Below are 12,228 nucleotides of genomic sequence, written 5' to 3'. Positions count from 1 at the left end.
TATTTGCGATATCAACTTACGTTTACTTATGCTTAATTACGTCTACTTACGTCTTACTTATTTGCAGATTTGGCTTTTACATCGTCAAAAGCATCGCTGTGGTTTTCAAAAATACCCATACGATTAAGTGGCCAAAAACGCATAAACGCAACGCCTTCAATTTTAGAAATTGGCACTAAACCGTCGTCTCCATCGTTCTTATGGTACCTAGAATCCGCGGAATTAGCGCGATTATCTCCAAGAACAAAAACGTGACCTGGCTTAACTTTTACCTTAAACGCAAACGCACTCGGACTTACGCCTGGTCTAATGTAAGCAGATTCAAGAACTGGAACGCCATTAACCAAAATCGGGTCGCCATCTCCCTTGCACTCAACTGTATCTCCAGGAAGACCAATAAGACGCTTAATTAAATCTTTGCCTGCAAGAATGCCACCACTGCTGCTTTCTCCGCTTAGCCAATTAGCGGGATCTTCGAAAACAACAATATCACCACGATTTAGCGGAAAAACCCTAGGAGTTAGTTTAGACGTAACAACGTAATCGCCTATATGAATTGTGTCTAGCATAGATCCCGACGGTATAAAATACACGCCAAGAATAAAAATACGCAAAAGAATCACAACAATAATAGGAACAAGATACCAAGCAATAAGCTCTTTCCAAGAAGTTTTGAAAAGCTTTACTGTTCTTGCTTTAGAGCCATTTTGCTCTTGAGAATTTTGACGATTATTTTGCTCCGAATTATTACCACGCAAAGCGTAATTCGTATAATCGCGATTATTCACGCAATTACCAGAAACGTGATTTCCCCTGATTTTGCAATGTTTAGAGTGCATACCAGCTCCAGCACTCTTAGAGCCAAAATTAAAAACGCTCATAACACCAAAGCCAGAAGCAAGATTACGCTTGACTTCTGGCTCGGGTGGAACAGGAGAAGGATTCAAGCCGTGACCTGCTACATTAACAATATGATTATCGCTATTTTGCAAGTCTTCGGAATGCATATTAATCCTTATGTAAATCCTTAACCTAAATAAATTTACTTAGCAGCGCTGTTGTCACGACGCTCGGCAATACGAGCAGCCTTGCCACGCAAAGCGCGCAAGTAGTAAAGCTTAGCGCGACGAACGCGACCACTACGAACCAGCTTAATCGAATCGATAGCTGGAGAATGAAGTGGGAAGCGACGCTCAACACCAGTACCAAAGCTAACCTTACGAACAACAAAAGTCTCGCGAACGCCAGCACCCTTACGAGCAATAACTACGCCAGTAAAAGTCTGAATACGAGTGTTGTTGCCTTCCTGAATCTTAACGTTAACGTCAACAGTATCTCCAGGACGGAAAGCTGGGATTTCTTCGGCAGCCTTAAGATGCTTAGCATCAAATGCTTCTACAGCATTCACCATAATAATTCCTCCATCGCCGCCGCATATCAGCGCAAGTTTTATCAAAGTAAATTGTCTAATTTTAATTTTGACTTTTAACTTTACTTTGAATAATCTTTCCCAAAAAGTTTGCTTTTTGGGGCTTCCATCCGCCAATCTTCAAAAGCTGGCTAGACTACTAATAAGCAGACTATGCGGCATCCGCTTATTGAAAGCATACGAACATAAATTTATGCTCAATAATGGACATTATTTAGCACTATTTCGCACTATTTTATCACGCAACGCCATTAAGCGGCGCTGTTTCAACAGTACGCGTTAACTCGTCGTCGTCGGCATCGTAGTCAAAAAGCTCACCATAACGACCCCAGCTAATCGCAATATCAAATTGCTGACGAGCCAAAGCGTCCGTATGCTTACTGCGAAGCAAATCCAAAATCAACTCACCGCGAAGCTTGCCGTTGCGGTTTCGGCTCAAAGCCTGGTCAATCGCGTGAACAAGAGGCGCATGCTCAATCGCAAGTCGCGCAAACACCTGCTTGCTGTGCAAAATGTCGGCATTATGCCACTCTTGACCAGCTTGCGTAATCGTAATATGGCCATTTTCTGCTGTGAGCAAATCAAGCATTGTTCCAGCATCCACAAGCGGGAACAAGTCATCGATTTCAAACGACAAATCCGCAGCCAAATCAGCCAAATCAATACCATCTGGCTCTTCCGATATAACGTCTAGCAAACCAGCCATGCCTCCTGGCGTTGCATTAGGCAGCAAGTGCACAGCAACTGGCTCTGGCTTTTGCTCGCCCGCATCCGCTTGCTCTTCGTTTTGCTTAGCTTCCACTTCTGCATCGTGATGCTTTTGAATAAGCATATCTGCGATTGCAGCAGCCTCAGTTTCTTCCGCATCCGCTTGCTCCGCAGGCAAAGAGTCGCTCGCAGCACTAGACGAATCGCTAGAGACGGACGAATCCGCATTTTGCGATTCAAGATCGCTTTCTGGATTCGAGCCAGTCAAAATAGCATAAAGATTATCTACCATCGCCTCAAATTCAGCACTATGCTTGTCTCTTGGTCGAGGCAAATCAACTTGCACATCTGCAATCAAATGACCTGGATGAGACCCCAAAACTACCACGCGATCCGCCATTTGCACAGCTTCTTCAATATTGTGCGTAACGATTACAACAGACTTGATATCACGCTCTTCACTAGACCAAAGCTTAAGAACTTCCTGACGAAGATTTTCTGCCGTAAGAACGTCAAGAGCCGAGAATGGCTCATCCATAAACAAAGCGTCTGGGCGCAAAACCAGCGCGCGCGCAATGCCTACACGCTGGCGCATACCGCCCGAAAGCTCCTTTGGGTACGCTGTTTCAAAGCCGTCCAAGCCAATTGCATCTATTGCAGCGAGCGCAAGCTCCGTGCGCTTCTCTTTACTAACGCCTCTAGCGCGCAAGCCAAGCTCCACATTGTCTTGAACTGTAAGCCATGGCATAAGAGCAAAGGTTTGGAAGACGATTGCCACTCCTGGGTTTGGCCCTGTAAGCTCGCGTCCGCGATATGTAACTGTTCCCTCTGTTGGCTGAATCAAGCCTGCCATTGTTCGCAAGAAGGTTGACTTTCCCGCGCCAGAACGCCCTAGAATTGCAACGATTTCGCCTTCGCGCAGCGTAAACGATATGTCGTGAAGTACGTGCTGAGTAGTGCCACTATCCGAAGTAAAGCTCTGGCTTATGTGCTTTGCGTCAATAATGTCGCTTGTAATTGAAGACTGCGCAGCCTTTTGCGCGTTTTTGTTCAAAGTGTTCATAATTTTGCCAATCTTTTCGTAAAGTTTGTAAGTTTATAAGTTTAATTTTTGAATTTATTGATTTTATTTATATTGATTTAGCGATTAATGGCAACTAACAAGCAACTAATCATCGGTTACTTGCGATTAGCCAATCGTTTAATTCAACACGAATCTTTTTGCCGAATACCTTTGCAAAGGCGCCCAGAAAAGTCGATTACTTAACACAACTATTAAGCTCATAACAGTTACTCCCACAAGCGTTTTTACAGAATCACCAACGGTTGTTGCATTCGTAATATACGCACCCAAACCTTGAGTTGCCATGTGATTCTTGCCGTATTCAACAATCTCTGCAACAATCGAAGCGTTCCAAGCGCCGCCAGCGGCAGTAATTCCGCCAGTGCACCAAGATCCAAAAATCGCAGGCAAAACAAGAGTCTTCCACTTAAGTACACGATTTAATCTAAAGCTTCTTGTCATTTCTCGTAAATCGTCTGGAATCGCACTAGCGCCTGCAATAACGTTAAACAGAATGTACCATTGCGTGCCAAGTGCCATCAAAATAATACTTCCCCAGCCAAGGTCAATGTGCCAAGCCATAAACCACATCATTGCAAATGGGAATATAAAGTTTGCTGGGAAACTAGCCAAGATTTGCACAACAGGTTGCATAATGCGAGAAATCTTAGGATTCATGCCAATATACACGCCTACTGGCACCCAAATCAGCGAGCTTACAAAAATCAACACTGCAACGCGCACAAAAGTCAAAGCGCCTAACGCTCCAGCTGTAACAAACTCTTGCAAACCTGTGCGAGTTGCTACAAAGTAAAGCATTTGCGCAGCCGCAGCAATAATTAGAACAATCATTACAACGTTAAAAACTAAATCGCCAAGCTTGCGGGCAGACGCTTTACGAGGCCATTTTGCACCCGTGCGTCCGAATGGGCGCGTAGCCAATTCCACCCACTCGCGAATAGGCGAAAACAGCTTGCTAATAACTTCGTCGGCATGCGAATGACGAATCAGCGTTAAAATCGCACTCTTTCGCTCTTCATCGGACGCGCTTTGCGTTATGCGGAATCGCTCTGCCCACGCGGTAAGCGGCTTCCAAAGGAAGAAGTCGATTGCAAGCACAACAATAATCATGGATAAAATGGCCCACCAAATATTTCCAAGCTTGTTTTCTGCAGCAGATTGCGCAACAAAGCTACCTACTCCAGGCAGCGCATAAGTGTGATTGTTTACGGAAATCATCTCGGAAGCAGTAAGGAAGAACCATCCGCCGCCAACGCTCATCATGCAATTCCAAAGCAGCGGAATCATTGCGTTTGGCATATCCAGCACCCAGAATCTCTGCCAATGCGTAAGTTGCAAGCTGCGCACTGCCTCGTCTAACTCCTTAGGCTCACTTAAAAGCGAACGGTGGAACGAGAAAGTCATATTCCAAGCCTGGCTTGTAAAAATCGCAAAAATCGAAGCGGCTTCAACGCCCATCATCGATCCTGGGAAAATAACAAGCCAAATCGTTACAGTAGCCGAAAGGAAGCCAAGAATTGGAACGGATTGCAAAATGTCTAGCAACGGAATAAGCACCTTGCCCAAGCGACGGCTGCGCGCTGCAAGAGATCCGTAAATAATCGTAAAAATCAGCGATGCTATAAGCGCAAGCATCATACGAAACACGGATCTAAGCGTGTAATAAGGCAAATTAATAAGGTCTGTTGAAACCGCGGAAGGTATGCCACTAGGTCCAATCGGCTGGTTAATGCGCTGCAAAAGGAAAGCGCTTACTCCAAAAAGTGCGATTATGCCAACGCACACAATAATGTCGGACCAAAAACGAGTGTTTTCGTCTACTTGCGCGCTGGCACTACTTTTTCCAGATGTTGTAAATATTGTCATGATAAGTCCTCTGGTAACGCGTATTTTCTTTGAGAGCCGCTTATCACCACTATTTTGCGTAATCCTAATAAGGCTAATAAGCCCAATAAAGCTAGTAAGCCTAATCAGCTAAATCACTAAATCACTAAATCACTAAACGCAAGTATTTCGGCGGCGATTGCTGGCTTTTTTATATTCAGGAGGAACGTCCGTACTACTACTAACACTGTCTGAATCATCACTAACAGCGTTAACAGTATTAGCAGTATTAGAACTTTGATTACAACCCGTACTGTCATGTTTCACAGCAATCACCTCCTCTAGCTTGTGCGCGCCAACGCAAAACCGTACTATCGCATCGTCATTGAATCGGACGGCAAGCAAGAAGACACAATGTGATTTACAAATCAAAAGAAATCAACATTAATCTTGTCGTTCAAGCTTCAGCTTCGCAGGGCGATGGCGTTGCATTAGTCGAAGCCTTGAAATCGACAACGACTGTTGACCAACTTGCAGTGTCTCCACTGTGTTGCGGCAGCAACCCGTATCCCCGTGGTAGCCTTACCTACCGACCGTGCTCATTATAAATTATCACCACTTTTAAGTCAACCTATTTTTGAATTGATTTCTCGCGCTACGATTTAAGCGCAAGTAAGGTAGAGATGCGAGATTTTTTGCAGCGGATGAAGCGAACCTCAGCATCTTTGATGGTGATTCGCTGAAGTAGCAAGAAAAATCGAGAATCTCGGTGATGAAAACTACGCAATTGTTCAAGCATGCAAGAGGGCTGGGTGATTCTTGGTCGAACAGTATAAGAGCGGCAGCCGATACCCAATAGCCCAATGACTCACCCTACAAACAAACTTCAACACAAAAACAAAATCAAAGCCAAATCGGAACAACCGCAACAACAAACCACACGTAATAGGCGGAGCGTTGTGAGACAAGAAACACCCAGCCCTCATACAACACCAAGCAGAGAATGTCGTTAGCTCGAAAAGTCAATTCGGAGAGAAAAAAGCCTCTTGACGAGTAAATACGCCAAGAGGCTTTAGATTAACAATCAAATAAGATTGCTACTCGCTCACTTACTTGCGATGAGCGCGGTAGAAGCGAATCAAGCTCTGCGTAGAAGCATCCTGAGCTGCCAAAGCGCTATCATCCTTAGAGATTGCAGGAGTAATCTGCTTTGCAAGCTGCTTGCCAAGCTCCACACCCCACTGATCGTAAGAATCCAAGCCCCAAACAGTGCCTTCAACAAAGGTGATGTGCTCGTAGAGAGCAATCAACTCACCCAAGCTAAATGGAGTCAAAGCATCGCCAAAGATGGAAGTGGTTGGACGGTTGCCGCTAAATACGCGAGCTGGAACAATCTCCTCTGGAGTGCCTTCAGCGCGAACTTCGTCTGCAGTCTTTCCAAAAGCAAGAGCCTTAGTCTGTGCAAGATAGTTGCCCAAGAAAAGCTCGTGCACGTCTTGATCGCCATCTTTAGTAGGATTTGGCGTGTTTACAAAGGCAATAAAATCAGCTGGAATAAGCTGAGTGCCCTGGTGAATCAACTGGTAGAAAGCGTGCTGGCCATTGGTGCCTGGCTCGCCCCAGAAGATTTCGCCAGTTTCGCTGGTTACAGGAGTGCCGTCCCAGCGAACCGACTTGCCGTTGGATTCCATAGTGAGCTGCTGCAAATACGCTGGGAAGCGATGCAAGTACTGATCGTATGGAAGAACAGCGTGGGAAGCAACCTTGTAGAAGTTGCGGTACCAAACGTTGAGCATACCAAGAAGAACAACAACATTCTTCTCGAATGGAGTCTCAACAAAGTAGGTATCGATTGCGTGGAAGCCCTTCAAGAATTCCTCAAAGCGCTCTGGTCCTAAAACAACAGCCAAAGAAGTGCCAACAGCGGAATCAACGGAGTAACGGCCGCCAACCCAGTTCCAGAAGCCAAAGGCGTTGGTTGGGTTAATGCCGAACTCTTCAACCTTCTCGAGGTTGGTAGAAACAGCCACAAAGTGCTTTGCAACAGCTTCTGCCTTCTTTGCGTCACTGCCGTCGATAGCACCGCTCTCCTGAAGCTTGTTAAGCAACCATGTGCGAGCGCTACGAGCGTTAGTCAAAGTTTCCAAAGTGGTGAAAGTCTTGGAAACGATGATGAAGAGCGTGGTTTCTGGATCCAAATCCTTGGTCTTTTCTGCCATATCGTTTGGATCAATGTTAGAAACGTAGCGAGCGCTAATACCAGCGTCAGCGTATGGCTTTAAGGCTTCGTAAACCATGACTGGACCCAAGTCGGAGCCGCCGATACCAATGTTTACAACAGTCTTAATGTTCTTGCCAGTAACGCCCTTCCAAGCGCCAGAACGAACTTCGTTAGCAAAATCGTAAATGCGACCCAAAACCTCGCGAACGTCGGCAACAGTATCTTGGCCGTCTACAATAAACTTGCCAGCGTCTTCTGCTGGGCGGCGCAAAGCAGTGTGCAAAACTGCGCGGTCTTCGGTGTTGTTAATGTGCACGCCAGTGTACATTGCCTTAGTGCGCTCGTCGAGCTTAACAGCCTTAGCAAGGTTTGCGAAAAGCTTAAGCGTTTCTGGCTTAATCAAATTCTTAGAAAGATCGAAGTGGAGATCTCCAGCTTCGAAGCTCAACTTATCCACGCGATTTGCATCTTCAGCAAACCACTTCTTCAGGCTCACGCCTTCGGATTGCAACTCATCATAGTGCTTTTGCAATGCAGCCCATTCTGGGGTCTTAACGGCGTCAACTGGTGGATTGATGGCCATTTCTAGGTCCTTTCATCTTTATTAAGTGATGTGATGATTTATAAATGTTTTATATAAATGTTTTAAGTCTAAGCACAATCTTTGGCACACTTAAACACAATGCAAAATCATCATGAATCGTAAGCAAAAATCATAATGTAAACAAGTGTAAAAATGAGCTAAAGCAAGGCGCTTGCATCACATCTTCCAATTGCCAAGATACTCACAAAAGCGGACAGAAATACACTTTGACTAGAACACATGCGAACATTACGGCGCGGCGCACTAGACAAAATCGAAATATTCATATATAGTATTTGATTTGTGCGCGAGTCGCGAATGCTTCTCGGGCAATTGCCACTTTAGCTCAGTCGGTAGAGCGTCTCACTCGTAATGAGAAGGTCGACAGTTCGATTCTGTCAAGTGGCTCTTAAAAACCCATTTTTTGCCTGTTTAGGCGATTTTGCGCGAGTGGCGGAATGGTAGACGCGCAGGATTTAGGTTCCTGTGTCTTACGACGTGTGGGTTCAAGTCCCATCTCGCGCACATTTTGTAGTTTAATCGCAAGCAAAAGTTGCAAGCTTTAATCGCAAGCTAAAATCGTGAGTTTATCGCAACTATAATCGCAAATTAAATCGCAACTACTCAATAAACATCGCCTTTAACTCAGGCAAAATCGCCCTCAAAGCGTTGCCGCGATGAGAAATCGCATTTTTTTCTTGCTGACTAAGTTGCGCGCTAGTTAAATCGTGCATTTGAACGCCATCCCTAACGGGCTGATTATTTGGCACAAAAAGTGGATCGTAGCCAAAACCGTTGCAACCTCTAGGCGCGCGAATCAAGCGCCCAACCATTTCTCCAACGCGAACAGTCTCAAAACCGTTGTTTTTCCACATAGCGTTTTCCAAATCCGCATCAACGCAGTCTTTAGGAACAGCAAGAGCCGCCGCGCATCTAAATCGCGCAGTTCGGCATTCGTCTGGAATATCCTCAAGCTGCTTAAGCAAAAGCGCATTATTTGCTTTGTCATCTCCATGAACACCGCTCCAGCGAGCAGAAAGTATGCCTGGAGCCGCGCCCAAAACGTCTACAATCAAGCCAGAATCGTCAGCAACCGCAGGCAATCCAGTTCTTTGCGCAACGTCTCTAGCCTTGATTAGCGCGTTTTGCTCAAAAGTCACGCCTGTTTCCACTGGGTCTGGAAGCCCCAAAGAGCCAGCAGTAACAAGCTCAATATGCTCCGATATTTCCGCAAACTCTTCGTTAAGAATCCGCTTAATTTCAACGAGTTTACCCTCATTATGCGTTGCCACAACAAGTTTCACGCTCGCCACTCCTTAGTAATTTATCGAATAAACAGACATAAATTTTATCTAATTTTGAATTTTATTTAATTTTGACTTAATTTAATTTTGACTTAAAGCTGCACGCTGAGCCGCTTGAAGCTCGCGATTCCCCTTAGCTGCCAAATCAAGCAAAACGTTAAGCTCATCGCGATTAAACGGGCGATGCTCCGCCGTGCCTTGAATCTCAATAAAATTGCCCGAACCAGTCATAGCAACATTCATATCTGTCATAGCTTGACTATCTTCTACATAAGGCAAATCAAGCATTGGAGTGCCATTAATCACGCCCACTGAAACAGCAGAAACAGAGTCTTTAAGAACGTTTTTAGCGCTACGAATATGCTTGTGCTTTTCGGCCCAATTTAGCGCATCTACAAGAGCAACATACGCACCCGTAATCGAAGCTGTACGCGTGCCGCCATCTGCTTGAAGAACATCGCAATCGATTTGAATAAGGCACTCGCCCATTGCCTTCATGTCTATAACGCCCCTAAGGCAGCGACCAATAAGACGACTAATCTCGTGCGTGCGGCCACCGATTTTGCCCTTAACAGACTCGCGATCAGTGCGCTCGGCAGTGGCCCTTGGAAGCATTGAGTACTCGGCTGTAACCCAACCTAAACCAGTGTCTCGCCTCCAGCGCGGAACGCCAATAGTAAAAGTGGCAGTGCACATAACGCGCGTATTTCCGCACTCAATAAGAACGGAGCCTTCTGGAACGTTTGTAAAATTGCGCGTGATTTTTACTGGCCGCAACTCGTCCACATCTCTGCCATCAAAGCGAATAGGTTTTACAGATTCCAACATATCCTTAATTTGAGCCATAATTCAACAATTTAGCACGCGGCATTAACTAGCACACAGCATTAATCTTGCTAGCACGCAGCATTAATCTTGAGCAAAATCGCTATACAAAACCGTAGACTTTTGCATCAAATTTGCTCGCTAAGCGTAAGCCACTCTTCTTCTAACGCGCTAGACTCGCTTTGATTCGCTTGTAACTTCTCGTTAAGCTCTTGCAAGCCAACAAAATCGCTAGGATCGTGGCTTGCCATTTTTTGCTCAATCTCGCTTTTTTCTTCTTCAAGCTTTTCTAGTTTGCGCTCTATTGCCGCAACTCTTCTTGTAGCATCGTAATACGCTTTTCCGCTTAATTTTGCTTCAGCTTTTTGATTTGACTTTTGATTTGACTTTTGATTTGAATCTAATCCAACACCTTCTGCAGACTCCGACTTTGACTCCGACTTACCCCCAGATTCCGCCGCAAAATCTGCCTTAGACTCTTGCATATTTGCGCGCTCATAGTCTTCCATAATCTTTAAATACTCATCAACTCCGCCTGGAAGATGGCGAATTTTCCCGTCAATCAACGCAAATTGCTGATCAGTCACACGCTCAAGCAAGTATCTGTCGTGCGAGACAACAATCAAAGTGCCTGGCCATGTGTCTAGTAAATCTTCCATAACTGCAAGCATGTCGGTGTCTAGATCGTTTCCAGGCTCGTCCATTATCAAAACATTTGGCTCGTTTAGAAGAATCAAAAGCAATTGCATGCGGCGTTTTTGGCCACCCGAAAGGTCTGCAATCGGCGTCATAAGCTGCTCTGGCTTAAAACCAAGCCTCTCCATAAGCTGACCAGGAGTCACTTCTTTGCCGTCGATTATGTAGCTTGGCTTGTATCGGCTCAAAACCTCTTTAACCTTATATTTTCCAAGCTTTTCCAGCTCTTCTAAGCGCTGAGAAAGAACGGCAAATTTTACAGTTTTGCCAATATTTACATGACCTTTAGTTGGATGCAAAGAGCCGTCGATTATGCTTAAAAGTGTTGATTTTCCAGCTCCATTAGCTCCGACTATGCCGAATCGGTCTCCAGGTCCTATTAGCCACGTTTGATTGTCTAAAATCATGCGGCCGCTAATCGTTTTTTGTAATGCTGCACACGTTTCTTTTAATGACGATTCTTCTTGCGATAATTGCGACTCTTGCGACTGCGCGGCTGCTTGCAAATCTGCGGCTACTTGCGATTCGTCTACAGAAATCGTAACGCTACCATCATGCGTAGGCTGGGAAAATGGCGATTTTACAATATCCGCATCGGATGCAACAGGACTTGATGAATCCTCAAAAATTTGCGTAACGTCAATCAAATCAACAACTTGCTTGCCAAGTCGAGAAGTGGCCATTCGCTTTAACTCAAGCGTATCTCGCATTGGCGGAACGTCTGCTATAAGCTCGCGAGCTTGCTTAACGTGGAATTTTTGCTTTGTAGAACGAGCGCGAGCACCTCTAGAAAGCCACGCAAGCTCTTTACGCGCCAAATTCCGCCTGCGCTCCTCGCGAACATCCGCCTGGCGTTCGCGCTCAACGCGCTGCATCATGTAAGCGCTGTAGCCGCCTTCAAACGGGTCAATTGCGCCATCGTGAACTTCCCACATAGAAGAGCAAACTTCGTCTAAAAACCACCTGTCGTGCGTAACAAGCAAAAGCGCACCCTGACCATCTTGCCATCTGTGCAAAAGATGCTCCGCAAGCCAATGAATTGTAAGCACATCAAGATGATTCGTAGGCTCGTCCAAAGCCAAAATATCCCAATCATGCAGCAGAAGTCTTGCCAAATCCGCGCGCCTACGCTGTCCACCAGAAAGCGTACCAACCTTAGCTTCAAGGTTGATTCCGCCCAAAAGAGCCTCCACAATTTCTCGCTGCTTTGAATCTGCAGCCCACTCGTAATCCTGGCGATTTTCTAGCGCAGCCTGGCGAACCGTAGCATTATCGTCTAGCGGGTCTCGCTGGCTTAAAATGCCAAAAGTTAGGCCATTTCTACGCGTAACTCTTCCCGAATCTGGGTCAATCGCGCCTTGAAGAAGCTTTAAAAGAGTGGATTTTCCATCTCCATTTTTGCCTACGATTCCTATGCGATCGCCTTCAAAAACGCCTTGAGTTACGTCTTTGAAAATCGTTTTTGTTGCAAATTCAAGGGAAACGTGTTCTAGTCCCAAATCATAAGTAGGCATAACTCACAAATATAGCTGTTATGCTATACCGTACGCAAAG

General features: G+C 45.5%; 9 protein-coding genes, 2 tRNA genes and 1 riboswitch. Of the genes, 2 read left to right on the top strand and 9 right to left on the bottom strand.

Annotated elements, in window-relative coordinates; translation table 11 throughout:
* Nucleotides 1-53 precede the first annotated feature (53 nt).
* The 6 genes from lepB to pgi form a co-directional block, all read right to left on the bottom strand.
* Nucleotides 54-1,007 carry a signal peptidase I gene (gene lepB / locus NYP69_RS06030; protein ID WP_016636362.1) on the bottom strand — a complete coding sequence of 318 codons (954 nt, stop codon included), beginning with the start codon at nucleotides 1,005-1,007 and terminating at the stop codon, nucleotides 54-56.
* Nucleotides 1,008-1,042: 35 nt separating this feature from the next.
* The gene (gene rplS, locus NYP69_RS06025) at nucleotides 1,043-1,411 is read right to left on the bottom strand and encodes a 50S ribosomal protein L19 (protein ID WP_004127473.1); all 369 of its coding nucleotides are present in this window, start codon (nucleotides 1,409-1,411) and stop codon (nucleotides 1,043-1,045) included.
* A 256-nt stretch (nucleotides 1,412-1,667) separates the two neighbouring features.
* Nucleotides 1,668-3,200, bottom strand: a complete 1,533-nt coding sequence (locus NYP69_RS06020) for an ABC transporter ATP-binding protein (RefSeq protein ID WP_119529191.1) — start codon at nucleotides 3,198-3,200, stop codon at nucleotides 1,668-1,670.
* A 138-nt stretch (nucleotides 3,201-3,338) separates the two neighbouring features.
* Nucleotides 3,339-5,087: an ABC transporter permease gene (locus tag NYP69_RS06015; RefSeq protein ID WP_473413029.1), complete on the bottom strand. Its 1,749-nt coding sequence runs from the start codon at nucleotides 5,085-5,087 to the stop codon at nucleotides 3,339-3,341.
* Nucleotides 5,088-5,219: 132 nt separating this feature from the next.
* Nucleotides 5,220-5,372, bottom strand: coding sequence for a hypothetical protein (locus NYP69_RS06010; protein WP_473413027.1), 153 nt, complete (start codon nucleotides 5,370-5,372; stop codon nucleotides 5,220-5,222).
* Between the two features lie 113 nt (nucleotides 5,373-5,485).
* Nucleotides 5,486-5,646: riboswitch (M-box (ykoK) riboswitch) on the bottom strand.
* A 508-nt stretch (nucleotides 5,647-6,154) separates the two neighbouring features.
* Nucleotides 6,155-7,849: a glucose-6-phosphate isomerase gene (gene pgi, locus NYP69_RS06005; protein ID WP_116438224.1), complete on the bottom strand. Its 1,695-nt coding sequence runs from the start codon at nucleotides 7,847-7,849 to the stop codon at nucleotides 6,155-6,157.
* 335 nt (nucleotides 7,850-8,184) lie between these two features.
* Here pgi and NYP69_RS06000 point away from each other — a divergent pair.
* Nucleotides 8,185-8,257: transfer RNA gene (locus tag NYP69_RS06000), tRNA-Thr, on the top strand.
* Nucleotides 8,258-8,293: 36 nt separating this feature from the next.
* Nucleotides 8,294-8,374 (top strand) — tRNA-Leu (locus tag NYP69_RS05995).
* 95 nt (nucleotides 8,375-8,469) lie between these two features.
* On the opposite strand, the gene NYP69_RS05990 is transcribed toward NYP69_RS05995, so the two are convergent.
* The 3 genes from NYP69_RS05990 to NYP69_RS05980 form a co-directional block, all read right to left on the bottom strand.
* On the bottom strand, nucleotides 8,470-9,153 hold the full coding sequence (locus tag NYP69_RS05990; protein ID WP_473413026.1) for a non-canonical purine NTP pyrophosphatase: 684 nt from the start codon (nucleotides 9,151-9,153) through the stop codon (nucleotides 8,470-8,472).
* An 81-nt stretch (nucleotides 9,154-9,234) separates the two neighbouring features.
* Nucleotides 9,235-9,999 (bottom strand): ribonuclease PH, encoded by a 765-nt coding sequence (gene rph, locus NYP69_RS05985; RefSeq protein WP_004112121.1) that lies wholly within the window; start codon nucleotides 9,997-9,999, stop codon nucleotides 9,235-9,237.
* 107 nt (nucleotides 10,000-10,106) lie between these two features.
* The gene (locus NYP69_RS05980) at nucleotides 10,107-12,188 is read right to left on the bottom strand and encodes an ABC-F family ATP-binding cassette domain-containing protein (protein ID WP_473413025.1); all 2,082 of its coding nucleotides are present in this window, start codon (nucleotides 12,186-12,188) and stop codon (nucleotides 10,107-10,109) included.
* Nucleotides 12,189-12,228 lie beyond the last annotated feature (40 nt).

The organism is Gardnerella sp. c17Ua_118, assembly GCF_055804255.1.
Note: the sequence above shows the minus strand (reverse complement) of the source record. Positions and strands in the feature narration are given on the sequence as shown.

Bases quoted from the DNA above. Each gene is read 5' to 3' on its own strand.
- lepB (WP_016636362.1), bottom strand. From the start codon at position 1,007: ATGCATTCCGAAGACTTGCAAAATAGCGATAATCATATTGTTAATGTA.
- rplS (WP_004127473.1), bottom strand. From the start codon at position 1,411: ATGGTGAATGCTGTAGAAGCATTTGATGCTAAGCATCTTAAGGCTGCC.
- NYP69_RS06020 (WP_119529191.1), bottom strand. From the start codon at position 3,200: ATGAACACTTTGAACAAAAACGCGCAAAAGGCTGCGCAGTCTTCAATT.
- NYP69_RS06015 (WP_473413029.1), bottom strand. From the start codon at position 5,087: ATGACAATATTTACAACATCTGGAAAAAGTAGTGCCAGCGCGCAAGTA.
- pgi (WP_116438224.1), bottom strand. From the start codon at position 7,849: ATGGCCATCAATCCACCAGTTGACGCCGTTAAGACCCCAGAATGGGCT.
- rph (WP_004112121.1), bottom strand. From the start codon at position 9,999: ATGGCTCAAATTAAGGATATGTTGGAATCTGTAAAACCTATTCGCTTT.
- NYP69_RS05980 (WP_473413025.1), bottom strand. From the start codon at position 12,188: ATGCCTACTTATGATTTGGGACTAGAACACGTTTCCCTTGAATTTGCA.